The sequence below is a fragment of the Pseudomonas sp. R3.Fl genome (assembly GCF_023516765.1).
In the GTDB taxonomy this organism is placed as follows: Bacteria; Pseudomonadota; Gammaproteobacteria; order Pseudomonadales; family Pseudomonadaceae; genus Pseudomonas; species Pseudomonas citronellolis.
Genome location: NZ_JAMGSO010000001.1, coordinates 2,098,976 through 2,120,704, shown reverse-complemented (window position 1 = coordinate 2,120,704; position 21,729 = coordinate 2,098,976). Strand labels below are relative to the sequence as shown.

Here is a 21,729-nt window from a genome sequence, read left to right as displayed (position 1 = left end):
GACGCTGGCGCAGGCGGCCATTACAGTTTTCCCCCGGCGCTGTGCCTGTCGGCCACCCGCGGCGCGCTTCTATACTGCGGGGATTCATTTCCTGGAGCGTCCCGTGCAGCAGTCCCGGCCCTTCGCCCTGGCATGCCTGGTCCTGGCCATGGCGCTGTGGGGCAGTTCCTTCATCGCGCTGAAACTGGCCTTCGCCGAATGGCCGGCGATGTGGGTGATCTTCGCCCGCATGGCCATCGGCAGCCTGATCTTCCTCGCCGCCTGGCGCTGGCGCGGGCGGATGGACTACCAGGCGGGCGACTGGAAGTACCTGGTGGGCCTGGCGGTGTGCGAGCCGTGCCTGTACTTCGTCTGCGAGTCCTTCGCCCTGCAGTACACCAGCGCCGCCCAGGCCGGGATGATCACCGCGCTGCTGCCGTTGCTGGTGGCGGTCGGCGCCTTCCTCCTGCTGCACGAGCGCATCGCCCGCAACACCTGGGCCGGCTTCGCCCTGGCGGTGCTCGGCGCGCTCTGGCTGACCCTCGCCGGCGAGCCCGACCAGCATGCGCCGCAGCCGCTGCTGGGCAACTTCTTCGAACTGCTGGCGATGGTCTGCGCCACCGGCTACACCCTGTTGCTCAAGCACCTGTCGGCGCGCTACTCGCCCTTCATCCTGACCGCCATGCAGGCCTTCATCGGCTCGGTGTTCTTCCTGCCCCTGGCCGCCCTCAGCTCCGGCGTGCCGCCGGCGCCCAGCGGCCAGGGATTGTTCGCCCTGGTGTACCTGGGCAGCGTGGTCACCGTCGGTGCCTACGGCCTGTACAACTTCGGCGTCAGCCGGCTGCCGGCGAGCCAGGCCACCGGCTTCATCAACCTGATCCCGGTGTTCACCCTGGTATTCGCCTGGCTGCTGCTGGGCGAGCGCCTGAACGGCCAGCAGCTGCTGGCCGCCGGCCTGGTGTTCGCCGGCGTCGCCCTCAGCCAGTGGCGCAGCGCCACGCCCGCGCCCGCCGGGGTGCTCGACTGACCGAACGAGGAACCGCCCCATGTCCATCGACATCCGTGACTGGACCCGCGAAGCCATCCGAATCATCGAGGCGGACTTCCAGCGCAGCGCCGACACCCACCTGATCCCCCTGGAAGCGCCCGGCCTGCCCGGCATCGACCTGTACTTCAAGGACGAATCCAGCCACCCCACCGGCAGCCTCAAGCACCGCCTGGCGCGCTCGCTGTTCCTCTACGCGCTGTGCAACGGCTGGCTGAAGCCGGGGGCGCCGGTGATCGAGGCTTCCAGCGGTTCCACGGCGATCTCCGAGGCCTACTTCGCGCGCCTGCTGGGGCTGCCCTTCATCGCCGTGGTGCCGGCCAGCACCTCGAAGGAGAAGATCGCCCAGATCGCCTTCTACGGCGGCCGCAGCCACCTGGTGGACGACCCCACGCAGATCTACGCCGAGTCCGAGCGCCTGGCCCGCGAGAGCGGCGGGCACTTCATGGACCAGTTCACCTACGCCGAGCGCGCCACCGACTGGCGGGCGAACAACAACATCGCCGAATCGATCTTCCAGCAGCTGCGCCACGAGCGCTTTCCCGAGCCGGCCTGGCTGGTCTCCAGCCCCGGCACCGGCGGCACCCTGGCCACCCTCGGGCGCTTCGCCCGCTACCGTCGGCACCAGACCCGCGTGCTCTGCGCCGACGCCGAGCGCTCGGTGTTCTTCGATGCCTACCGCACCGGCGACCGCAGCCTGACCCTGGACTGCGGCTCGCGCATCGAGGGCATTGGCCGGCCGCGGGTGGAGGCTTCCTTCCTGCCGGCGGTGCTCGACGCCATGGTCAAGGTGCCCGATGCCTGGTCGCTGGCGGCCATGCACTACCTGGCGCAGCGCCTGGGCCGGCGCGTCGGCGGCTCCAGCGGGACCAACCTGGTGGGCGCGCTGCTGGCGGCGCGGAGCATGCTCGATCGCGGCGAGTCCGGCTCGATCGTGGCGATCCTCTGCGACGGCGGCGAACGCTACGCGACCAGCTACTACGACCCGCTGTGGTTGATCCAGCAGGGCTTCCAGCTGGAGCCGCTGATCGACGCGGTGCGCGCCTGCGTGGAGCAGGGCAGCGCACTGCCGGAGGCGTTGCCGGCGCTGGGGTTGTGACGGGCCGGCTTATTCCGGGTAGGCGGCGCCGGGGTAGGCGCAACCGCGCATGACCTTGTCGTCCAGGCGCAGCTCGGCGGTGAGGTTGTTCACCGCGCCGCTCATGCTGTTGACGCAGCGCGCCGGGGCCACCCACAGCTCCAGCTTCTCGCCGTTGGCCTCGGTGGAATAGCTGCTGCTGCCGCCGGGCACGCTTTCCACCACGTAGGGCAGCACCTGGTCCGGCTGCCCCGGGCGCTGCAGCAGCAGGCCCTGGGCGTTGACCATCACGCTCCAGCCCGGCTCGTTGCCGCCGGCCTGGACGATGGTCTGCCTGAAGTTGGGGTCGTCGCAGCCGTGGCCCTCGTTCTGCAGGCGGTACAGCGAGCGCACCTCGAACTTGCCGTCGGTGTTGCTGGCCTGGCCGCCGGAGTAGGCGCCGCGGGCGTCGATGAACAGCTTGCCGGCGCCGTCGGCGAACAGGTCGCGGGACTCGCGGGCCACGGCGCTGTCGGCGCCGTCCACCAGGTTGAAGCGGCGCTGCTCGTTGCACGGTCGCAGCACCAGGCCGCCATCCTCGCGGGTGACCTCGCCCTGTACCCGCGTCGGCGCGTCCTGGCGGGTGGGCTCGGGCTTCCACACCTGGCAGGCGGCGAACAGGGGCAGCAGGGCATAGAGGAAGAGACGGGCTTGGCGCATGAGATAGGGCTCCCGGAAAAATGCGCCCACGTTACCGAGCCAATGGCACCTGCTCAAGGGCTACAGTGGTAGGGACAGTCGCAAAAGGAGGCATCCGATGATTCGCTACAAGCGCGCCTACGAGGCCCCGGCCGCGGAGGACGGCTACCGGGTCCTGGTGGACCGGCTCTGGCCCAGGGGCATCAGCAAGGAGGAGCTGCACATGGACGAATGGCTCAAGGACGTGGCGCCGTCCACCGAGCTGCGCCAGCGCTTCCACCACGATCCCGGCCTGTTCGAGGAATTCCGCCGCGCCTACCACGCCGAACTGGCGGCGCACCCGGAGCACTGGTGGAAGCTGCTGGGGATCGCTGGCAAGGGCGACCTGACGCTGCTCTATGGCGCGAAGGATACCGAGCACAACAATGCGCGGGTGTTGGCGGAGTTTCTCGAGGATGAGATGGAAAGGGTGGGGGAGGGGAGTTCGCCGGTGTGCTATGCGGGGAAGAAGGAGTGAGGGGGTTGGCTTTTCGTAGGAGCGAGGGGGACGCCTAGTTCTTGCTCGCGAACGGAGTTATCCGGTGGCTTCGGTGTCTGGGGTTGACGCCGTCCCCTCTCCCCAACCCTCGGCTGCGCGCCCCGCCCTGAAGGGAGAGGGGGCTTGTCCGTGCCGAGAGAGGGTCAGGTTTCAGCCGGTAGCTTTCGGTGTTACCGGCTAACTCCAGAACATCCGTGTCTGCCCAACGGTCCCCTCTCCCTTCAGGGAGAGAGTTAGGGAGAGGGCGCTCTTGAGGATTCGCGAGCAAGAACTAGGCGTCCCCCTCGCTCCTACAAGTAGCAAGTAGCCCCCGCCCCACACTCACCAAACCTTGTAGACCCGCCCCGTCTCCGCCCCCTCCACACTCCGCGCGAACCCCAGCGCCGCATCCGCCGCCGGCACCGGCTTGAAGCCGCGGAAGAACGGCCCGTAGCCCGCCATCGATTCCACCAGCACGTTCGGGCTCACCGCATTGACCCGCTGCCCGCGCGGCAGTTCTATCGCGGCGCTGCGCACGAAGCCTTCCACCGCGGCGTTGACCAGGGTTGCCGAGCTGCCCTGGCGGATCGGCTCCTCGCTGAGGATGCCGGTGGTCAGGGTGAAGGAGGCGCCGTCGTTGGCGTAGCGGCTGCCGATCAGCACCAGGTTGACCTGGCCCATCAGCTTGTCCTTCAGGCCGACGGCGTACTCGGCTTCGCCCATCTCGGCGAGCGGGGCGAAGTGCACCTTGCCGGCGGCGCTGACCAGGGCGTCGAAGGGGCCCACCTGCTCGAACAGGGCGCGGATCGAGGTGCTGTCGGTGATGTCCACCCGCAGGTCGCCGCTGCTGCGGCCGACGCGGACGATCTCATGGCGCTGGCCCAGTTCGCTGGCCACGGCCTGGCCGAGGGTGCCGCTGGCGCCGACGAGGATGATCTTCATGCTGACTCCGGGAGTGAGTGGGTGACGGAGCCAGTCTAGGGACGTATTTTGTTGAGATAACCGGGGTAATCGGCAACCTGCTGTTTTCGTGGGGAAACAATCATGGGCGAACTGGAAGACCTCTCGGCCTTCGCCGTGCTGCTGGAATGCGGCAGCTTCACCCGCGCCGCCGAGCGCCTGGGTTGCAGCAAGGGGCAGTTGTCCAAGCGCATCAGCGCCCTGGAGCAGGCCCTGGGCGTGACCCTGCTGCACCGCACGACGAGAAGCTTGGCGCTGACCGCCGCCGGCCAGGCCCTGCTGCCCGAGGTCCAGGCGCTCAACGCCCAGGCGGCGCGGGCGCGGCAGGCGGTGGCGCGGTTGCAGGAGGAGGCGCGTGGCACGGTGCGCATGAGTGTGCCGGTGTCCCTCGGCGAGACCTTCTTCGACGCCTGGCTGGTGGAGTTCTCCCGCAGCCATCCGGGCATCCGCCTGGAACTGGACCTGGCCAACGAGCGCCGCGACCTGGTGGCCGACGGCTTCGACCTGGCGATCCGCTCCGGCGTCGGCGGCGACGAGCGCCTGGTGGCGCATCCGCTGTTCGCCCTGCAGGAACTGACCTGCGCCACCCCGGCATACCTCGCCGCCCACGGTGAGCCGCAGCGGCCGGCGGACCTGGCCGGGCACAATTGCCTGCTCAACACCCACTACCCGGGCCCTGGCCCGTGGCTGTACCAGCGCCAGCACGAGCTGTTCCGCGTGGAGGTCGGCGGGGTGCTGGCGAGCAACCACTACACCCTGCTGAAGAAGGCGGCGCTGGCCGGCGTCGGCATCGCCCGGCTGCCGTCCTACATGCTCCAGGACGAACTGGCCGACGGCCGCCTGCGCTGGCTGCTGCGCGACTACCAGACGCGCAGCACGCCGGTGTTCCTGGTGCACCCCTACCAGGGCGGGCTGCCGCGGCGCACGCAACTGCTGGTGGACTACCTGCTGGCCTGGTTCGAGCGCGCCCGCCAGCGTCTGCTGCAATTGCAGGGCTGAAAACGGCTTCGTTCAGCTTCGTTCAGTGCGGGTTCAGCTGGAGTTCAGGGGGTGTTCAGTGACGAGGGAATAGGCTTTGTCCATTCCCTTAGTGACCGTCCGCGAGGACCCGAGCATGAAAACCCCGACCCCGAAAGCCTCCCGCTCCCTGCTGCTCGCCGCCTTCGTCGGCAGCGCCCTGGTGCTGTCCGGCTGTGCCTCGAACCTGTCCGGCAGCAGCTATTCCCGCGCCGATGCCCGCGCGGTGCAGAGCGTGCGCATGGGCACCATCGAATCCCTGCGCGCGGTGCAGATCGAAGGCACCAGGACGCCGATCGGCACCCTGGCCGGTGCCGCCGTTGGCGGTATCGCCGGCAGCGGCATCGGGGGTGGCCGTGGTGCCGCCATCGCCACCGTCCTCGGTGGCGTCGCTGGGGGTGCCGCCGGCTCGGCGGTGGAAGAGGGCCTGACGCGTACCCAGGGCGTGGAAATCGTGGTCCGCGAGGACGACGGCATGTCCCGCGCCTACGTCCAGGCGGTGGATGCCGGCCAGCGTTTCCGCGTTGGCGACCGCGTCCGCATCATGAGTGTCAACGGCGCCAGCCGCGTGACGCTCTGAGGCCGCCGTGCAGGAGGCACCGTCATGAACAAGGCACTGATCCTGCTGGTGGCGCTGCTGGCGGCACCCGTCGCCTGGGCCGGCGAGGGCGATTCCTGGTACCTGCAGACCAGCGTGTTCACCCGGCACTGGAACCACGACCCGCAACACAACAATCACCAGGACCTGATCGGCGTCGAGCGCAACCGCGCCGATGGCTGGGTGTGGGGCGGCGCGACCTTCCGCAATTCGTTCCGCCAGCGCTCCAACTACGTCTACGCCGGCAAGCGTTTCGACCTGGATGACTCGCCGTTCTACTTCAAGGTCACCGGCGGCGCCATCCAGGGCTACCACGGCAAGTACCGCGACAAGATCCCGCTCAACCGCTACGGCGTGGCGCCGGCCGTCATCCCCTCGGTCGGCGCCCAGGTCGGCCGTTTCGCCAGTGAGTTCGTGGTACTGGGCAACTCGGCCGGGATGATCAACCTGGGCGTGAACCTGTAACGGCGCACCCCGCTCAGCCGGCGGTTTCGGCCAGGGCGGCGTCCAGGGTGTCGATCAGCAGGTCGGCGTGCTCCTGCTCGAAGGCCAGCAGCGGGCGGATCTTGAGGATGTTCTCCTGCGGGCCGGCGGCGCTGATCAGCACGCCGCGCTCGCGCATGGCGTTGACCACCCGGCGCGTCTGCGCGGCGGCCGGGGCCTTGCTGGCGCGGTAGGCGACCAGCTCCACGCCGAGGAACAGCCCGGCGCCGCGCACGTCGCCGATCAGCTCGTGGCGCTGGGCCAGGCGCTGGAAGCCTTCGCGCAGGTAGTTGCCGAGCCGTTCCGAACGTTGTTGCAGGCCTTCGTCGCGGATCACGTCGAGTACCGCCTGGCCGGCGGCGCAGCTCACCGGGTTGCCGCCGAAGGTGTTGAAGTAGCGCACGCTGCGGCCGAAGCTTTCCAGCACCTCGGGGCGCGCCACCACGCCGGCGATCGGCTGGCCGTTGCCCATGGGCTTGCCCAGGGTGACCAGGTCCGGCTGCACACCGTGGCGCTGGAAGCCCCACATGCGTTCGCCGGTACGGGCGAAGCCGCTTTGCACTTCGTCGGCGATGTAGAGCAGGCCTTCGCTGCGGGCCGCGGCCACCGCCTCGGCGAGGACGCCGGTGGGGCCTGCGAACACGCCGTCGCTGGCGAAGATGCCGTCCACCAGCAGCGCGGCGGGCTCGATGCCGTTGGCGCGCAGGTCGGCGATGGCGGCGCGCACGTCCTCGGCGAGCAGGCGGGCGACGTTCTCCGCGCCCAGGCGGTAGGCGTCCGGCGCGCGCACGGTGCGAGCGTGGGCGGGCAGGGTGATGCCGCTGCCCAGCGCCGGCGAGAGTTCGGAAATGTCGCCGGTGACGCCGTGGTAGGCGAAGCGGGTGACGATCACCCCGCTGCCGCCGGTGTGGTGGCGGGCGATGCGCAGGGCCAGGTCGTTGGCCTCGCTGCCGGTGCAGGTGAACATCACCTGGCCGAGTTCGGCGGGGAAGGTGGACAGCAGGTCCTCGGCGTAGTCGAGGATGCCTTCCTGCAGGTAGCGCGTGTGGGTGTTCAGCACCGCCGCCTGGCGGGCGATGGCCTCGACCACCCGCGGGTGGCAGTGGCCGACCGAGGCGACGTTGTTGTAGGCGTCGAGGTAGCGCCGGCCCCGCTCGTCGTAGAGCCACACGCCCTCGCCGCGCACCGTGTGCAGCGGGCGTTCGTAGAACAGCCGGTAGGCCGGGCCGAGCAGGCGCTCGCGGCGCTCGATCAGGCTGCGTTCCTTGTCGCTCAGGCGCTCGGCGTCGGCCGGGCTGTAGCCATTGGTCATGGTCATGCGGGGGACTCCTCGTGGCAGGCGCGGGCGATGCGTTCGCGCGCCTCGGATCGGGACAGCCCGGCCAGGCCCTGCAGGCTGGCGCGGGCCTGGCGGGCGTTGCGCAGGATGTAGTCGCGGTTCTCCGGGTGCAGGCTGGCGCGCCAGGCGGTGATGCCCAGGGTGAGCACCAGGCGGGTGGCCATGAGGTCGCAGAGGATGTCCTGCTCGGCTTCCTGCAACGGGTTGCGCGCGTGATAGGCGGCGATGAATTCCAGGGCCGGGGCGAGCACGTCGCCCTCGCTGCCCAGCTGGTAGGCGGCGGCCACGCCGAGGTCGTTGACCAGCGGGGCGTGGACCATGTCGCCGAAGTCGAGGATGTTGCGCAGTCGCTCGGGGTGCGCGGCGTCGACTATCACGTTGTGTGGGTTGAGGTCGTTGTGGATCACCTGGGCGCGCAGCGTCGGCAGGCGCGGCAGGGCGTGTTCCTCGAAGTTGTCCAGGGCGCGCTCGACCAGGGCGCACAGCTCGTCGTCGTCGATGTGCCGCAGCAGCGGGCGCAGGCGCTGGGCGTGCTGCAGGTCCCAGAGCAGTTCGTGGCCGGAGGCCGGGTGCTGGTAGCCGTGCAGGGCCAGGTCCAGGCGCGCCAGGGCTTCGCCCAGGTTGCGCCGCAGCGCCGGCGAGCGCTGGGGCACGCGGTGCAGCGGCAGGCCTTCGACGAAGGACATCAGCCGCGCCAGCATGCGCTGGCCGTCCACTTCCACCCAGGTCTGGTACTGGCCGTCGAGGGCCGGGTAGACGCGCTGCACCGGCAGGCCCGGGTCGGCCTGCTGGACGCGCAGCAGGGCGCGGTTGTGGAAGTCCACCACCTGCGGGTCCTCCAGCGGGTGGGACAGCTTGAGCAGGCGGCTGGCGCTGTCGTGGGCGCCGATCTGGAAGTTCAGGTCGCGCTCCCCGGCCAGGCGTTGCAGCGGGCCTTCCAGGCCGAAGCAGTCGCGGGCGATGGCCGCGGCCTGGTCCGGCGTGACCTGGGCGGGCGCGGCTTCCAGCAGGGGATCGTGGGCGAGGGCGGTCAGCGGCATGCGCGGGGACTCCGGTTCTTGTCGTGCTTGTGGGGCTGGCGGCCATTAAAGCATAAAGAAAATATGATGCATCATATTTTATTCGGCAGCCGATTGCGTCATCATCGAACGCACTCCGCAAGCCCGAATGGATGGACACGCACATGAGCGAACCCAGGACCCTGCTGCTCACCGGCGCCAGCCGCGGCATCGGCCACGCCACCGTGAAACACTTCAACGCCGCCGGCTGGCGCGTGTTCACCGCCTCGCGCCAGGACTGGGTGGCCGAATGCCCCTGGGCCGAGGGGCTGCTCAACCACATCCACCTCGACCTCGAGGACATCGCCAGCGTCGAGGCCGCCCTGCCAGCCATCCGCGAGAAGCTCGGCGGGCGCCTGGACGCCCTGGTGAACAACGCCGGCATCTCGCCCAAGGGCCCGGAAGGGCAGCGCATGGGCGTGCTGGAGAGCGACTACGGCACCTGGCTGAAGGTGTTCAACGTCAACCTGTTCTCCACCGCGCTGCTGGCCCGCGGGCTGTTCGAGGAGCTGAAGGCGGCCCAGGGCAGCATCATCAACGTCACCTCCATCGCCGGCTCGCGGGTGCACCCTTTCGCCGGCGTCGCCTACGCCTCGTCCAAGGCCGCGCTGGCGGCGCTGACCCGCGAGATGGCCTACGACTTCGGCCGCCACGGCGTGCGGGTGAACGCCATCGCGCCGGGGGAAATCGATACCTCGATCCTGTCGTCGGGCACCGAACTGATCGTCGAGCGCGACATCCCCATGCACCGCCTGGGCAAGCCGGAGGAGGTGGCCTCGCTGATCCACTTCCTGTGCACCCAGGGGGCTTCGTACGTGAACGGCGCGGAAATCCACGTCAATGGCGGCCAGCACGTCTGAGCGGGTAGCTGGCAATTCGCCGGCGGCCACCGCATCATCGCGCCCGGAATAGCACGAGGAGCCCATGAACTATCCCATCGACGGCCTCAACCACGCCTACCTGGGCAGCGGCGTCTATGCGCTGCTGCGCGAGGCGCTGATCACCGGACGCTTCCAGCCCGACGACCGCCTGCGCATCCGCGACCTGGCGCAGCAGCTGGGCACCAGCGTGACGCCGGTGCGCGACGCCATCCTGCAACTGGCCAAGGAGCAGGCCCTGGTGCTGCGCACGCCAAGGGACATCCGCGTGCCGGTGCTGAGCCGCGAGCAGTACCTGGAAATCCGCAGCATCCGCGTGGCCCTGGAGGGCCTGGCCGCCGAGACCGCGGCCAGCCGTGTCACGCCCGCGCAACTGGCGATGCTGGAGAAGAACATCCGCGACAACCTCGCGGCCATCCACGCCGACGACCTGGTGGCGGCGCTCAAGCTCAACCAGGCCTTCCACTTCGCCCTCGCCGAGATCGCCGGCATGCCGCTGCTCAAGGGCTTCCTCGACAGCCTGTGGATGCGCACCGGGCCGCTGATCGCGCGGACCTACGGCAGCTTCAACGAACGCATGGCGGTGGAGCACCACTGGGAAGTGCTGCACGCGCTGCAGAAAGGCGATGGCGCCGCGGCGCGCGCAGCCATCTGCGCCGACCTCACCGATGGCAGCCAGAAGATGCTGGAGTTCCTCGCCCAGCGCGAAGAGGACGAGGCGCGGGCGGCGGGTTGAATCCCTCATGGGAATGGCGCGGGTGGGGCAGCGTAGGAGCGGATCTCATCCGCGAATCGCGCCGGTGGTTCCGGCTATCGCGGACAAGGTCCGCTCCTACGACCGTGCATTCCTGCGGCTATCCGCCATGCCATGCCAATGTAGGAGCGGGCCCTGCCCGCGATTTCGCGCGCAGGGCGCGCTCCTACTCGCGAACGGTGTTTACCGGCGGCAACTGTGTTTCGGATTGACGCCGCTCCCTCTCCCCAACCCTCTCCCGCAAGCGGGAGAGGGGGCTGTCCGTGCGATCGGGGAGGGAGGTTTCATCCTGCCGTTTTCGCAGGTCTGCAGAGGGCGCAGTCCAATGTAGGAGCGCGCCCTGCGCGCGATTCGCAGGCAGGGCCTGCTCCTACGCTACAGGCGTGCACGGCTTTTCGTAGGAGCGAGCATGCTCGCGAACAGATTCCGCAGCGGCACCTAAGGCGATGGGGCTACGGTCCAGTCCTCCAGGCGCAGCCCCGGCACCCGCTCGAATTCGCGCAGGTTGTTGCTGACCAGGATCAGCCCGCGGGAACGGGCGTGCCCGGCGATCATCTGGTCGTAGGGGCCGATGGGCTTGCCGATTCGCGCCAGCTCGGCGCGCAGTTGTCCGGTGTGGGCCGCCGCGTTGCCGTCGTAGTCGAGCACTTCCAGGCGGGCGGCGAAACCTTCGACGATGCCCAGGTTGTGTTCCGGCATGGAGGACTTCTCGGCGCCGTATATCAGTTCCATCAGCGTCACCGAACTGATCGCCAACTGCCCATGATGCTGGTTGAAGGCCTCGCGAACGACTTGCGGCTTGTTCTTGATGGTGAAGATGCAGATGTTGGTATCGAGCATGAACTTCAGCATCAGAACCCCTCGCGTTCCTGTTCCGCCGGTTGCTCGCGCTCGCTCATGAAGTCGGCGCTGACGTTCTCGCCGTCGAACCAGCTGTCCCAGCTCTCTCCGGCCGGGGTGAGGATGCGGGTTCGGCCGATGGCCACGACGTCTACGCGCTTCACGTCTTCAGGCAGCGCGACGGCCTTGGGCAGGCGCACGGCCTGGCTGCGGTTGCTCTGGAATACGGCGCCTTGTTCCATGCTCGGCCTCCGGGATGGGGAAAGGGGAGGATTCATGGTAAGGATAGCGAGGGATATGTCAATGGGATATACCTGGCGTCGACCGTAGGATGGGTTGAGCGGAGCGATACCCATCGCCAAGGCTCGACCATCCTACGAAGCGCCAAAGAAAAACGGCCCCGAAGGGCCGTTTTCTTTTGCCGCAAGAGGCTCAACCGCCCAGGTAGGCGTCGCGCACCTTGGGGTTGACCAGCAGGTTGGCGCCGGTGTCCTGCATCACGATGTGGCCGTTCTCCAGCACGTAGCCGCGGTCGGCGAGCTTCAGCGCCTGGTTGGCGTTCTGCTCGACGAGGAAGACGGTCACGCCTTCGCTGCGCAGCTGTTCGATGATGTCGAAGATCTGCTGGATGATGATTGGCGCCAGGCCCAGGGACGGTTCGTCGAGCAGCAGCAGCTTGGGCTTGCTCATCAGCGCGCGGCCGATGGCGAGCATCTGCTGCTCGCCGCCGGACATGGTGCCGCCGCGCTGGCTGAAGCGTTCCTTCAGGCGCGGGAACAGGCCCAGGACGCGGTCCATCTGCTCCTGGTAGTCGCCCTTGCTGGTGAAGAAGCCGCCCATGGCCAGGTTTTCCTCGACGGTCAGGCGGGCGAACACCCGGCGGCCTTCGGGGACCACCGCGATGCTCTTGCGCATGATGTGCGAAGACTCCTGGCCGACCAGTTCCTCGCCGAGGTACTTGATGCTGCCGGAGGCCGCCCGCGGCGAGCCGCAGAGGGTCATCAGCAGGGTCGACTTGCCGGCGCCGTTGGCGCCGATCAGGGTGACGATCTCGCCCTGCTGCACTTCCAGGCTGACCTCGTGCAGGGCTTGGATCTTGCCGTAGAAGGTGGAGACCTTGTCGAACTTCAGCATGGCTCAGGCCTCCCCCAGATAGGCTTTGATCACGTCCGGGTTGTCGCGGATCTGCTCCGGGGTACCGTCGGCCAGGGGCGTGCCCTGGTTGATCACGTAGATGTGGTCGGAAATGCTCATCACCAGCTTCATGTCGTGCTCGATCAGCAGCACGGTCACGCCGTGCTCGGCGCGCAGCATGGCGATCAGCGCCTTGAGGTCCTCGGTCTCGCGCGGGTTGAGGCCGGCGGCCGGCTCGTCGAGCATGAGGATCTGCGGGCGCGTCATCATGCAGCGGGCGATCTCCAGGCGGCGCTGCTGGCCGTAGGCCAGGGTGCCGGCCGGGCGGTTGGCGACGTCCTTGAGGTTGACCACTTCCAGCCAGTGCGCCGCGTAGTCCAGCGCCTCGGCCTCGGCGCGGCGGAACCCGGGAGTCTTCAGCAGGCCGGCGAAGAAGTTGGTGTTGATGTGGCGGTGCTGGGCCACCAGCAGGTTCTCCACCGCGGTCATTTCCTTGAACAGGCGGACGTTCTGGAAGGTGCGCACCACGCCGCGGTGGGCGATCTTGTGGCCCGGCAGGCCCTGGATCGGCTCGCCGCGCAGCAGGATCTGCCCGCCGGTGGGCTGGTAGAAGCCGGTCAGGCAGTTGAACACGGTGGTCTTGCCGGCGCCGTTGGGGCCGATCATCGAGACCACCTGCTTTTCCTCGACCTTGAGCGCGACGCTGTTGACGGCCAGCAGGCCACCGAAGCGCATGGTCAGGCCGGATACTTCAAGAATCGGTCGACTCATTTACGCAACTCCAGGTGCGGGCGCTGCATCGGCAGCAGGCCCTGCGGACGCCAGATCATCATCAGCACCATGATGGCGCCGAACATCAACATGCGGTATTCGCTGAACTCGCGCATCAGTTCGGGCAGCAGGATCATCACCACGGCGGCGAGGATCACGCCCAGCTGCGAGCCCATGCCGCCGAGGACGACGATGGCGAGGATGGTGGCCGACTCGATGAAGGTGAACGACTCCGGGGTCACCAGGCCCTGGCGCGCGGCGAAGAAGCTGCCGGCGAAACCGGCGAAGCAGGCGCCGAGGGTGAAGGCCGAGAGCTTGATCATGGTCGGGTTCAGGCCCAGCGCGCGGCAGGCGATCTCGTCCTCGCGCAGCGCTTCCCAGGCGCGGCCCAGGGGCATGCGCAGCAGGCGGTTGATGACGAACAGCACCAGCAGCACCAGCAGCAGCGCCACCAGGTAGAGGAACACGACCTTGTAGTTGGAGTTGTAGGCGATGCCGAAGAACTCGTGGAAGGTCTGCATGCCCTCGGGGGCGCGGCGCTCGAAGGTCAGGCCGAGCAGGGTCGGTTTCTCGATGTTGCTGATGCCGTTGGGGCCGCCGGTCAGGCCGGTGAGGTTGCGCAGCAGGACGCGGATGATCTCGCCGAAGCCCAGGGTCACGATCGCCAGGTAGTCGCCGCGCAGGCGCAGCACCGGGAAACCGAGCAGGAAGCCGAACAGCGCGGCCATCGCCCCGGCGATCGGCAGGCAGGTCCAGAAGCCCAGGCCGTAGTAGTGCGAGAGCAGCGCGTAGCTGTAGGCGCCCACGGCGTAGAAGCCGACGTAGCCGAGGTCGAGCAGGCCGGCGAGGCCCACCACGATGTTCAGGCCCAGGCCCAGCAGCACGTAGATCAGCACCAGGGTGGCGATGTCCACCGCGCCGCGCGAGCCCCAGAAGGGCCAGGCCAGGGCGACCAGGATCATCACGATGATCACCTTGCGCTGCACCGAGGGCTGCGTCAGCGAGCGGTACAGGAAGTTGTTCTCGCCCAGGTGCAGGGTGCGGCCACGGCTGAAGCTGAAGCGGTCGCGCACCAGCTGCCAGACGAACATGGCCACGGCGCACGCGGCGATGGTCCACAGGGTGCTGGGGCTGACGCCTTCCAGCTGCAGGCCGATGCCGATGACGCTGAGTTTCAGGCCGAGGATCGGGTAGGCCACCGCCAGCACCAGCAGGGCGCTGAAGAAGGCCGTCTTGAGTCGCTTGTTCATACCTTCTCCACCTCCGGACGACCGAGCAGACCGGTGGGGCGGAACAGCAGCACGAGGACCAGCAGGCTGAAGGCCACCACGTCCTTGTACTGGTCGCCGAACACGTCGGCGCCGAAGGCTTCGGCGACGCCCAGCACCAGGCCGCCGAGCATGGCGCCCGGAATGCTGCCGATGCCGCCGAGCACCGCGGCGGTGAACGCCTTGATGCCGGCGAGGAAGCCGATGTTCGGGTTGATCACGCCGTACTGCAGGCCCAGCAGGACCGCGGCTACGGCCGCGAGGCTGGCGCCGATGACGAAGGTCAGGGCGATGATGTTGTTGGTGTTGATCCCCAGCAGGTTGGCCATCTTGATGTCCTCGGCGCAGGCGCGGCAGGCGCGGCCCAGGCGGGAACGGGAGATGAACAGGCTGAGGCCGTACATGGCCAGCAGGGTGACGATGAAGATCAGCACCTGCATGTACGAGACGGTCACCCCGTAGCTGGGATCGCCGAAGACGAAGTTCCCCGGCAGCAGGTTGGGGATGGCCTTGTCCTTGGAATCCTGGGCGAGCAGGACCTCGTTCTGCAGGAAGATCGACATGCCGATGGCGGAGATCAGCGGGATCAGCCGGTTGCTGCCGCGCAGCGGGCGGTAGGCGATCCGTTCGATGCTGTAGCCATAGGCGCTGGTGACGATGATGGCAGCGGCGAAGGTGCAGAAGATGACGATCGGCAGGCTGACGATCCCCATCATGGCCAGGCCGGTGATCACGATGAAGGCTACGTACGAGCCGATCATGTAAACCTCGCCATGGGCGAAGTTGATCATGCCGATGATGCCGTAGACCATGGTGTAGCCGATGGCGATCAGGGCATAGGTGCTGCCAACGGTAAGGCCGTTGACCAGCTGTTGCAGGTAGTGATAGAGCTCAGGCATCACCTAACTCCTCGGGCGTCGCGTGAAGCGGCGCTTGTGGCGCGACGGACCCCCGGAATACGCGGAATAAACAAAGCCCACTGCGGGTGCAGTGGGCTTTGGACCTCAGGCGGCAGACCTTATTTGACTTCGGTCTTGGTGCCGTCCTTGTGCCACTGGTAGACCACGAAGTTGAAGTTCTTCAGGTCGCCCTTCTCGTCGAAGGCCAGGGCACCGGTGGGCGTATCGAAGGTGTTGCTGCGCAGGGCGGCGGCGACCTTTTCGGTGTCTTCGCTGCCGGCTTTCTTGATGCTGTCGGCGATGACCTGCACGGCGGCGTAGGCCGGGAACACGAACGGGCCGCTCGGGTCCTGGTTCTTGGCCTTGAAGGCGGCGACCAGGGCCTGGTTCTTCGGATCCTGGTCGAAGGACTTCGGCAGGGTCACGTAGAGGCCTTCGGAAGCCGGGCCGGCGATGGCGGAGATTTCCTTGTTGCCGACGCCTTCCGGGCCCATGAAGCCGACTTTCAGGCCTTTCTCGGAAGTCTGGCGCAGCAGCAGGCCCAGTTCCGGGTGGTAGCCGCCGTAGTAGATGAAGTCGACCTTGGCCTGCTTGAGCTTGGCGATCAGCGAGGAGAAGTCCTTGTCGCCGGCGTTGATGCCTTCGAACAGGGCGACTTTCACGCCGGCGTCTTCCAGGGTCTTCTTGACCGCGGTGGCGATGCCTTCGCCGTACTGCTGCTTGTCGTGGATGACCGCGACGATCTTCGGCTTGACGTGCTCGGCGATGAACTTGCCGGCGGTCGGGCCCTGCATGTTGTCCAGGCCGATGGTACGGAAGATCAGCTTGTAGCCGCGGCTGGTGATGTCCGGGCTGGTGGAGGCCGGGGAGATCATCAGGATGCCTTCGTCCTCGTAGATGTCCGAGGCCGGCTGAGTGGAGCTGGAGCACAGGTGGCCGACGACGAACTTGACGCCATCGTTGACGATCTTGTTGGCGACTGCCACGGCCTGCTTCGGATCGCAGGCGTCATCGTAGACCACGCCTTCGAGCTGCTTGCCGTCGACGCCGCCGGCCTTGTTGATCTGCTCGATGGCCATCTTGGCGCCGACGAACTCCATCTCCCCGTACTGGGCGACCGCACCGGTCACCGGACCGGCCAGGGCGATCTTGATGGTATCGGCGGCCATCGAATAGCTGGCGACGCCGGCCAGGGCCATGGCGGTCAACAGTTTGGAAAGACGTTGGGTACCCTTTTTCATAATGCTCCACTCTTTCTTGTGTTTTCGTTCTTGTGGTTCGTGGCCGCGGTTCGACGGGCTTTGCGCCCGGGGGAAGCCGCCGGCAACTGTACCGGTACAGTGTAGAGTGCCGCTTCGCCGCTTGAAAAGCCGCTGGCGGCGGGGCGTTTCGCCCCATGTCGCAAAGTCGCAATAAACGTATAGAAAAACGGCGTTGTGCCAGTACCCTCCTTTGGTCCCATCCGCCCCCGCGGCTCCCGGGAAACTTGCCTGGCGCCGACCGGGCGGTATCATGGCGCCGCCTGATTTCCCGGTGAGCACCATGACTGAACAAACTAGCACCCTCTATGCCAAGCTGCTCGGCGAGACCGCGATGATTTCCTGGCAGGAGCTGCAGCCGTTCTTCGCCCGCGGCGCCCTGCTGCTGGTGGGCGAGGCCGTCGACCTGGTGGAGGCCGCGCAGGCCGTGGCCGAGGACGACCGCCAGAAGGTCGCCGCCTGGCTGGCCAGCGGCGACCTGGCGCGGGTCGACGAGGCCCGCGCCCGCGACTTCCTCGAACGCGACCCGCAGCTGTGGGCGGTGGTGGTGGCGCCCTGGGTGCTGGTTCAGGAGCGTGCGGAAAAAAACCGCCTGCATTGACCCGGGGCGGCTTGCGTTGCCCGCAGGCGAGCTAGACTTGCGGGACCACTGCAAGGAGTCACGTCATGTTCGAGCCTGGTCACCTGCATCTCCACGCCCTGCCGGGCCTTGACCAGCAGGCGCTGGATATCCACCTGTACTACGAGATTCGCCACGACGCCGAGAAGGGTGCCTATGTCCACTTCACCATGGACGGCAGCATCGACGGTAATGCCTTCAAGGAAGAGTTCGACATGCCGAAGGACCAGGCCTTCAACTTCGCCAGCGATGCTACCCGCATTGCGCAGAAGCATGGCCTGCACCCGCGCTTCGGGCCGATCGTGCGCATCCACAAGGAATACGATGCGATGTTCGAGGACATCCGCGTCAAGCTGGGGACCCATCCGGGGGATCCGGTGGACTTGGACAAGGTGCTCCATGGCGGTGAGTGAGCCCTGATACGCGGAAGCCCGGCGGGTGCCGTGATGCTGCTGTTTACTTAAAAGAGGATGCCGTTTCTCTGGCTGGGGGAAACGGCATTTTCATGTGGGGTGGGCTATGGCTTGGTTTGCGGAGCGGGGGACCTCGGCTCTGTGCTCCGATCTCCACCCCGTCATTCTCGCGAACGCGGGAACCCAGAGACTTTTGGGGTTGGGCTCGGTGTAGCGCGCCGCACCGAGTGCGTTGATGTCTCTCGTTTCGCCCCCTCGGGCGAGTCCCTTTTGTCAAACGGTGGAAGGCCACCCCCGCAAAAAGGAACCAAAAAGGCTTGCCCCAACATACGGGCCCGATGGAGCCGGGCTACCCTCGCGAATTCCCCCGCCACGGAGGCCCGCCCCGAGGGTACGTCCCTGTAGCCCGCGGGGCTCTCGCGACATCCATGTCGCATGACCTCCTGAGCGCGGGTTTCGCTCGGCCTTCTGAAGGGGCGTTCCGGTGCGCTCGGCTATTTCTCTGGAAGTCCCAAGAGCAAACGCGCTTTTGCTTTTGCTCTTCGTAGGAGCGAGCTTGCTCGCGAACCCAGCCGTCACTGGATTCCCGCGTTCGCGGGAATGACGAGGTGGGGGGCAGGTGTTTCAGGATGACTCAGGATTCTCCCTTCGCTCAGGACAGCCCCCTCTCCCGCTTGCGGGAGAGGGCTGGGGTGAGGGCGCTCTTGAACCCAGCACCTAAACTTCTCTGGAAATCCGTACGGCATTATCCGCCATTGTTATTCGGCTCCGGTGTTCCGCCCTACGCCCTCAGGCACTGACCCACCGCTGCCGCGCCCAGGCGCTTAGGCTGTCGACGCCCAGCACCAGCACCAGCATGGCGAGGATCACCGTGGCCGCCTGGGCCTGCTGGAACAGGCTGAGACTGAAGTAGAGCATCTGCCCCAGGCCGCCGGCGCCGACGAAGCCGAGCACGCTGGCCATGCGGATGTTGTTCTCCCAGCGGTAGAGGATGTAAGCCACCAGTTGCGGCCAGACCGCCGGCAGGGTGCCGTAGGCGAAGGCGGCGACCCGCCCGCTGCCGCCCAGGCGCAGGGCCTCGGCGGGTTCGGCCGGGGTGTTTTCCAGGGCCTCGGCGAACAGCCGGCCGAGCACGCCGCCGGTGTGCAGGGCCAGGGCCAGGGTGCCGGCGTTGGGGCCCAGGCCCGCGGCCAGCACCATGAGCGCGCCCCACACCAGTTCCGGCACCGCGCGCAGGGCGTTGAGGACGAAGCGCGCCAGGCTCTGCGCGGCGGCGCCGAAGCGGCCGGCGGCCGGTAGCGCGAAGAGCATGCCCAGCAGCGCCGCGAGCAATGTGCCCAGGGCCGACATGGCCAGGGTTTCCAGAGCGCCGCGGGCCACCGCGCTCAGGTGCGTGGCGGACAGGTCCGGCGGGAAGAAGTCGCGGGCGTAGCCGAGCATCTGCCGCAGGCCTTCGCCGCTGAGCAGGCCATCGCTGTCGACTTGCAGATAGATGAAGGAGGCCGCCACCGCGAGCAGGATCGCCAGGCTCCAGCCGATGGCGCGCAGCAGTCCGGCGCGGGCGCGGTTCATTCCAGCCTCCGGCGCAGGAAGCGGCTGAGCTGGTCGGCGCCCAGCACCAGCAGCAGGAAGGTCAGCAGGATGCTGGCCACCTCGCCGCCGGCGAACATGCGCAGCGACAGGTCGACCTGCTGGCCGAGCCCGCCGGCACCGACGAAGCCCATGACCACCGAGGCGCGGATGGCGCACTCCCAGCGGTACACGGTGTAGGAGATCATCTCGCTGGCCGCCTGGGGCAGCAGGCCGTAGGCGAAGGCGCCCAGCCGCGAGCCGCCGCCCAGCAGCAGCGCGCGGGTGGGGCGCGGGTCCACCGATTCGAAGATTTCCGCGTAGACCTTGCCGAGCATGCCGCCGTAGGTGATGGCGATGGCCATGACGCCGGCTGTGGGGCCCAGGCCGACGGCACGGACGAACAGCAGCGCCCAGACGATCTCCGGGATGCTGCGCAGCACGATCAGCAGCAGCCGCACCGGCCAGCGCAGGGCCCGCGCCCACCAGGCAGGCAGGCCGCCGCGGGGCAGGGCGGACAGCGACAGCGCGCGGGTGGCCAGCAGCGCCGCGGGGAAGGCGATGAGCCAGGCCAGGGCCATGCCGGCGGTGGCGATGGCCAGGGTTTCCAGGGTGGCGCGGCCGAGGATGGCGAGGAATTCGGCGTCGTGGGCCGGCGGCCAGAAGCCGGCGAGGAAGCCGGCCATGGTGCGCGCGTTGTCGCCGCTGAACAGGCCGGGGATGTCCAGTTCGCTCAGGCGCAGGCCGGGCCACAGCAACAGCAGCGCCAGGGCGGTCAGCAGCAGCCGCGGCAGGGCGGCGGGGTCGCGGGGTTTCAGCATCGCGGGATCTGCACCACGTGCAGGGGCTCGACCGGCGCCGGGGCATCCAGGCTCAGCTGTTCGTTGGCGTAGAGCTGCTGCAGGTCGTCCGGGCTGACGCTGGCGGCCGGCTTGTCGAAGGCGATGCGCCCGTCGCGGATGCCGACGACGCGCGGGAAGTGCGCCAGGGCCAGGTCCACCGCATGCAGGCTGGCCAGCAGCGTCAGGCCACGGTTGGCGGCCTCGCGGGTGAGCAGGTCGAGAGTGTGCCCGGCGAGCACCGGGTCCATCGCCGAGACCGGCTCGTCGGCCAGCAGCAGTTGCGGCTGCTGGTACAGCGCGCGGGCGATGCCGACGCGCTGCAGCTGGCCGCCGGAAAGCTGGTCGCAGCGCTGGAACAGTTTGTCGGCCAGGTCCAGGCTGCGCAGGGCCTCGCGGGCGCCGTCGATGTCCAGCGGGTAGAGCAGGCTGGCCAGGCTCTTCCACAGCGGCCACTGGCCGAGGCGCCCGGCCAGCACGGCGTTGACCACCCGCTGGCGCGGCGGCAGCGGCGGCGCCTGGTGGATCAGGCCGATGCGCGCGCGCAGGCGCTGGCGGGCCCGGGCGCCCAGGCGCCAGGGCTGGCTGCCGAGCAGTTCGATCTCGCCGTGGCTGGGCTTCAGGGCGGTGGCCAGCACGCGCAGCAGGGTGGTCTTGCCGGCGCCCGAGGGGCCGATGATCGCCACCCGCTCGCCGGCCTCGACGCTCAGGTCGATGCCGGCGAGGGCGCGCTGGCCGTTGGCGTGCTGGTGCTCCACGCCGGTCAGGCGCAGGCTCACTTCAACAGGCCGGCGGCGCGGGCCGACTCCTCGATGCCCTTGTAGTTCTCGGGCTTGGTCTCGATGAAGCGGCTGGCCGCCTGCAGGTCGAGGATGGCCTTGTCGCGCGGCTTGCTCGGGTCGAGGTCGAGGAAGGCCTGCTTGATCTTCTCGGCCAGGGCCGGGTCGAGGTTGCCGCGCACCGTCCAGTTGTAGTCGTAGTAGGTCGGGGTGGTGGCGAAGACCTTCACCTTGTCGGTGTCGACCTTGCCGGCGTCCACCAGCTTCTGCCACACCGAGGCGTTGAGCACGCCGGCGTCCACCTTGCCGGCCTGGACCCAGGCCACGGTGGCGTCGTGGGCGCCGGAGTAGGCCACGCGGGAGAAGAACTGCTCGGGCACGATGCCGTCCTTCTGCATGAAGTAGCGCGGCATCAGGCTGCCGGAGGTGGAGGACACCGAGCCGAAGGCGAAGGTCTTGCCCTTGAGGTCCTGCAGCGACTTCACGTGCGGGTCGGCGCTGATGAATTTGCTGGTGAACTGCTGGTCCTGCTCGCGCTGCACCAGGGGGATGGCGTTGCCGGTCTTCAGCCGCGCCTGGACGAAGGTGAAGCCGCCCAGCCAGGCCATGTCCAGGCGGTCGGCGGCCAGGGCCTCGACCACGCCGGCATAGTCGGACACCGGGATGAACTTCACCGGCATGCCCAGGCGTTCCTGCAGGTATTCGCCCAGCGGCTTGAACTTGCGCAGCAGCTCGGTGGGGGCTTCGTCGGGGATCGCCGAGACCTTCAGTTCCTTCAGGGTTTCGGCTTGGGTGAAGCTGGCGGAAAGGGACAGCGCAAAACAGGCGGCGAGCGCCAGGGTGCGTTTCAGCATGGGAGCAGTCTCCGGTTCAATAGCGGAAAAAGCCTGGGAAGTATAGTGGCGGTCTGCCGGTGCGCGTGGAAATGACCACGGCGGCGGGCTCGCAGGCTCGG

25 protein-coding genes are annotated in these 21,729 nt (G+C 68.0%); 10 read left to right on the top strand and 15 right to left on the bottom strand.

What is annotated here, in order from left to right:
* The first annotated feature begins 103 nt into the window (after positions 1 to 103).
* The gene (locus tag M8R19_RS09090; protein WP_043314166.1) at positions 104 to 1,006 is read left to right on the top strand and encodes a DMT family transporter; all 903 of its coding nucleotides are present in this window, start codon (positions 104 to 106) and stop codon (positions 1,004 to 1,006) included.
* Between the two features lie 19 nt (positions 1,007 to 1,025).
* Positions 1,026 to 2,123, top strand: coding sequence for a PLP-dependent cysteine synthase family protein (locus tag M8R19_RS09085; RefSeq protein WP_249917620.1), 1,098 nt, complete (start codon positions 1,026 to 1,028; stop codon positions 2,121 to 2,123).
* Between the two features lie 9 nt (positions 2,124 to 2,132).
* Here M8R19_RS09085 and M8R19_RS09080 read toward each other — a convergent pair whose 3' ends face one another.
* The gene (locus M8R19_RS09080; protein ID WP_249917619.1) at positions 2,133 to 2,801 is read right to left on the bottom strand and encodes a COG3650 family protein; all 669 of its coding nucleotides are present in this window, start codon (positions 2,799 to 2,801) and stop codon (positions 2,133 to 2,135) included.
* Positions 2,802 to 2,898: 97 nt separating this feature from the next.
* On the opposite strand from M8R19_RS09080, the gene M8R19_RS09075 reads away from it, so the two are divergent.
* On the top strand, positions 2,899 to 3,297 hold the full coding sequence (locus M8R19_RS09075; RefSeq protein ID WP_009620653.1) for a DUF488 domain-containing protein: 399 nt from the start codon (positions 2,899 to 2,901) through the stop codon (positions 3,295 to 3,297).
* Between the two features lie 342 nt (positions 3,298 to 3,639).
* On the opposite strand, the gene M8R19_RS09070 is transcribed toward M8R19_RS09075, so the two are convergent.
* Entirely contained in the window at positions 3,640 to 4,239 is a 600-nt protein-coding gene (locus M8R19_RS09070; protein WP_249917618.1) for a short chain dehydrogenase, read from the bottom strand.
* Between the two features lie 102 nt (positions 4,240 to 4,341).
* On the opposite strand from M8R19_RS09070, the gene M8R19_RS09065 reads away from it, so the two are divergent.
* The 3 genes from M8R19_RS09065 to M8R19_RS09055 all read left to right on the top strand — a co-directional run bounded on the left by M8R19_RS09065 (position 4,342) and on the right by M8R19_RS09055 (position 6,337).
* Positions 4,342 to 5,256 (top strand): LysR family transcriptional regulator, encoded by a 915-nt coding sequence (locus M8R19_RS09065; protein WP_074976599.1) that lies wholly within the window; start codon positions 4,342 to 4,344, stop codon positions 5,254 to 5,256.
* A 115-nt stretch (positions 5,257 to 5,371) separates the two neighbouring features.
* The gene (locus M8R19_RS09060) at positions 5,372 to 5,854 is read left to right on the top strand and encodes an outer membrane lipoprotein (RefSeq protein ID WP_074976596.1); all 483 of its coding nucleotides are present in this window, start codon (positions 5,372 to 5,374) and stop codon (positions 5,852 to 5,854) included.
* A 24-nt stretch (positions 5,855 to 5,878) separates the two neighbouring features.
* Complete coding sequence (locus M8R19_RS09055) at positions 5,879 to 6,337, top strand: sn-glycerol-3-phosphate transporter (RefSeq protein ID WP_074976594.1); 459 nt, start codon at positions 5,879 to 5,881, stop codon at positions 6,335 to 6,337.
* 13 nt (positions 6,338 to 6,350) lie between these two features.
* Here the strand turns inward: M8R19_RS09055 and M8R19_RS09050 are convergent, their stop codons facing one another.
* Positions 6,351 to 7,673 (bottom strand): aspartate aminotransferase family protein, encoded by a 1,323-nt coding sequence (locus M8R19_RS09050; protein ID WP_249917617.1) that lies wholly within the window; start codon positions 7,671 to 7,673, stop codon positions 6,351 to 6,353.
* On the bottom strand, positions 7,670 to 8,734 hold the full coding sequence (locus tag M8R19_RS09045) for a phosphotransferase (RefSeq protein WP_249917616.1): 1,065 nt from the start codon (positions 8,732 to 8,734) through the stop codon (positions 7,670 to 7,672). The genes M8R19_RS09050 and M8R19_RS09045 overlap by 4 nt, the downstream gene beginning before the upstream one ends.
* A gap of 143 nt (positions 8,735 to 8,877) precedes the next feature.
* Between M8R19_RS09045 and M8R19_RS09040 the strand changes: the two genes are divergently transcribed.
* Positions 8,878 to 9,612, top strand: coding sequence for an SDR family NAD(P)-dependent oxidoreductase (locus M8R19_RS09040; RefSeq protein WP_009620642.1), 735 nt, complete (start codon positions 8,878 to 8,880; stop codon positions 9,610 to 9,612).
* Between the two features lie 64 nt (positions 9,613 to 9,676).
* Positions 9,677 to 10,366: a GntR family transcriptional regulator gene (locus tag M8R19_RS09035; RefSeq protein WP_249917615.1), complete on the top strand. Its 690-nt coding sequence runs from the start codon at positions 9,677 to 9,679 to the stop codon at positions 10,364 to 10,366.
* A gap of 456 nt (positions 10,367 to 10,822) precedes the next feature.
* Here M8R19_RS09035 and vapC read toward each other — a convergent pair whose 3' ends face one another.
* The 7 genes from vapC to M8R19_RS09000 form a co-directional block, all read right to left on the bottom strand.
* Entirely contained in the window at positions 10,823 to 11,236 is a 414-nt protein-coding gene (vapC, locus tag M8R19_RS09030) for a type II toxin-antitoxin system tRNA(fMet)-specific endonuclease VapC (protein ID WP_074976585.1), read from the bottom strand.
* Entirely contained in the window at positions 11,236 to 11,466 is a 231-nt protein-coding gene (gene vapB / locus M8R19_RS09025) for a type II toxin-antitoxin system VapB family antitoxin (RefSeq protein WP_009620639.1), read from the bottom strand. The genes vapC and vapB overlap by 1 nt, the downstream gene beginning before the upstream one ends.
* Before the next feature lie 190 nt (positions 11,467 to 11,656).
* A complete protein-coding gene (locus tag M8R19_RS09020; RefSeq protein ID WP_009620638.1) occupies positions 11,657 to 12,358 on the bottom strand; it encodes an ATP-binding cassette domain-containing protein in 702 nt (233 codons plus the stop codon).
* A gap of 3 nt (positions 12,359 to 12,361) precedes the next feature.
* The gene (livG, locus tag M8R19_RS09015) at positions 12,362 to 13,129 is read right to left on the bottom strand and encodes a high-affinity branched-chain amino acid ABC transporter ATP-binding protein LivG (protein ID WP_074976582.1); all 768 of its coding nucleotides are present in this window, start codon (positions 13,127 to 13,129) and stop codon (positions 12,362 to 12,364) included.
* The gene (locus M8R19_RS09010; protein ID WP_249917614.1) at positions 13,126 to 14,379 is read right to left on the bottom strand and encodes a high-affinity branched-chain amino acid ABC transporter permease LivM; all 1,254 of its coding nucleotides are present in this window, start codon (positions 14,377 to 14,379) and stop codon (positions 13,126 to 13,128) included. The genes livG and M8R19_RS09010 overlap by 4 nt, the downstream gene beginning before the upstream one ends.
* Positions 14,376 to 15,296 (bottom strand): high-affinity branched-chain amino acid ABC transporter permease LivH, encoded by a 921-nt coding sequence (gene livH, locus M8R19_RS09005; protein WP_074976578.1) that lies wholly within the window; start codon positions 15,294 to 15,296, stop codon positions 14,376 to 14,378. Before livH ends, M8R19_RS09010 begins: the two co-directional genes overlap by 4 nt.
* Positions 15,297 to 15,415: 119 nt before the next feature.
* Positions 15,416 to 16,537 carry a branched-chain amino acid ABC transporter substrate-binding protein gene (locus M8R19_RS09000; RefSeq protein ID WP_249917613.1) on the bottom strand — a complete coding sequence of 374 codons (1,122 nt, stop codon included), beginning with the start codon at positions 16,535 to 16,537 and terminating at the stop codon, positions 15,416 to 15,418.
* Positions 16,538 to 16,838: 301 nt separating this feature from the next.
* Here M8R19_RS09000 and M8R19_RS08995 point away from each other — a divergent pair, with 301 nt between their 5' ends.
* Together M8R19_RS08995 and M8R19_RS08990 are read left to right on the top strand one after the other, a co-directional pair.
* Positions 16,839 to 17,156: a DUF2288 domain-containing protein gene (locus tag M8R19_RS08995; RefSeq protein WP_074976809.1), complete on the top strand. Its 318-nt coding sequence runs from the start codon at positions 16,839 to 16,841 to the stop codon at positions 17,154 to 17,156.
* 65 nt (positions 17,157 to 17,221) lie between these two features.
* Positions 17,222 to 17,587, top strand: a complete 366-nt coding sequence (locus tag M8R19_RS08990) for a DUF5064 family protein (protein WP_074976575.1) — start codon at positions 17,222 to 17,224, stop codon at positions 17,585 to 17,587.
* Between the two features lie 789 nt (positions 17,588 to 18,376).
* Here M8R19_RS08990 and phnE read toward each other — a convergent pair.
* The 4 genes from phnE to M8R19_RS08970 are packed head-to-tail and all read right to left on the bottom strand — an operon-like array spanning position 18,377 to position 21,628.
* Entirely contained in the window at positions 18,377 to 19,159 is a 783-nt protein-coding gene (gene phnE, locus M8R19_RS08985; protein WP_249917612.1) for a phosphonate ABC transporter, permease protein PhnE, read from the bottom strand.
* A complete protein-coding gene (locus tag M8R19_RS08980; protein WP_058070186.1) occupies positions 19,156 to 19,977 on the bottom strand; it encodes a PhnE/PtxC family ABC transporter permease in 822 nt (273 codons plus the stop codon). Before M8R19_RS08980 ends, phnE begins: the two co-directional genes overlap by 4 nt.
* Entirely contained in the window at positions 19,971 to 20,774 is an 804-nt protein-coding gene (locus M8R19_RS08975; protein ID WP_249917611.1) for a phosphonate ABC transporter ATP-binding protein, read from the bottom strand. The genes M8R19_RS08980 and M8R19_RS08975 overlap by 7 nt, the downstream gene beginning before the upstream one ends.
* Positions 20,771 to 21,628, bottom strand: a complete 858-nt coding sequence (locus M8R19_RS08970; RefSeq protein ID WP_074976565.1) for a putative selenate ABC transporter substrate-binding protein — start codon at positions 21,626 to 21,628, stop codon at positions 20,771 to 20,773. The genes M8R19_RS08975 and M8R19_RS08970 overlap by 4 nt, the downstream gene beginning before the upstream one ends.
* Positions 21,629 to 21,729 lie beyond the last annotated feature (101 nt).

Coding starts and splice junctions, on each gene's coding strand:
- M8R19_RS09085 (WP_249917620.1), top strand. CDS start 1,026: ATGTCCATCGACATCCGTGACTGGACCCGCGAAGCCATCCGAATCATC.
- M8R19_RS09080 (WP_249917619.1), bottom strand. CDS start 2,801: ATGCGCCAAGCCCGTCTCTTCCTCTATGCCCTGCTGCCCCTGTTCGCC.
- M8R19_RS09075 (WP_009620653.1), top strand. CDS start 2,899: ATGATTCGCTACAAGCGCGCCTACGAGGCCCCGGCCGCGGAGGACGGC.
- M8R19_RS09070 (WP_249917618.1), bottom strand. CDS start 4,239: ATGAAGATCATCCTCGTCGGCGCCAGCGGCACCCTCGGCCAGGCCGTG.
- M8R19_RS09065 (WP_074976599.1), top strand. CDS start 4,342: ATGGGCGAACTGGAAGACCTCTCGGCCTTCGCCGTGCTGCTGGAATGC.
- M8R19_RS09060 (WP_074976596.1), top strand. CDS start 5,372: ATGAAAACCCCGACCCCGAAAGCCTCCCGCTCCCTGCTGCTCGCCGCC.
- M8R19_RS09055 (WP_074976594.1), top strand. CDS start 5,879: ATGAACAAGGCACTGATCCTGCTGGTGGCGCTGCTGGCGGCACCCGTC.
- M8R19_RS09050 (WP_249917617.1), bottom strand. CDS start 7,673: ATGACCATGACCAATGGCTACAGCCCGGCCGACGCCGAGCGCCTGAGC.
- M8R19_RS09045 (WP_249917616.1), bottom strand. CDS start 8,734: ATGCCGCTGACCGCCCTCGCCCACGATCCCCTGCTGGAAGCCGCGCCC.
- M8R19_RS09040 (WP_009620642.1), top strand. CDS start 8,878: ATGAGCGAACCCAGGACCCTGCTGCTCACCGGCGCCAGCCGCGGCATC.
- M8R19_RS09035 (WP_249917615.1), top strand. CDS start 9,677: ATGAACTATCCCATCGACGGCCTCAACCACGCCTACCTGGGCAGCGGC.
- vapC (WP_074976585.1), bottom strand. CDS start 11,236: ATGCTGAAGTTCATGCTCGATACCAACATCTGCATCTTCACCATCAAG.
- vapB (WP_009620639.1), bottom strand. CDS start 11,466: ATGGAACAAGGCGCCGTATTCCAGAGCAACCGCAGCCAGGCCGTGCGC.
- M8R19_RS09020 (WP_009620638.1), bottom strand. CDS start 12,358: ATGCTGAAGTTCGACAAGGTCTCCACCTTCTACGGCAAGATCCAAGCC.
- livG (WP_074976582.1), bottom strand. CDS start 13,129: ATGAGTCGACCGATTCTTGAAGTATCCGGCCTGACCATGCGCTTCGGT.
- M8R19_RS09010 (WP_249917614.1), bottom strand. CDS start 14,379: ATGAACAAGCGACTCAAGACGGCCTTCTTCAGCGCCCTGCTGGTGCTG.
- livH (WP_074976578.1), bottom strand. CDS start 15,296: ATGCCTGAGCTCTATCACTACCTGCAACAGCTGGTCAACGGCCTTACC.
- M8R19_RS09000 (WP_249917613.1), bottom strand. CDS start 16,537: ATGAAAAAGGGTACCCAACGTCTTTCCAAACTGTTGACCGCCATGGCC.
- M8R19_RS08995 (WP_074976809.1), top strand. CDS start 16,839: ATGACTGAACAAACTAGCACCCTCTATGCCAAGCTGCTCGGCGAGACC.
- M8R19_RS08990 (WP_074976575.1), top strand. CDS start 17,222: ATGTTCGAGCCTGGTCACCTGCATCTCCACGCCCTGCCGGGCCTTGAC.
- phnE (WP_249917612.1), bottom strand. CDS start 19,159: ATGAACCGCGCCCGCGCCGGACTGCTGCGCGCCATCGGCTGGAGCCTG.
- M8R19_RS08980 (WP_058070186.1), bottom strand. CDS start 19,977: ATGCTGAAACCCCGCGACCCCGCCGCCCTGCCGCGGCTGCTGCTGACC.
- M8R19_RS08970 (WP_074976565.1), bottom strand. CDS start 21,628: ATGCTGAAACGCACCCTGGCGCTCGCCGCCTGTTTTGCGCTGTCCCTT.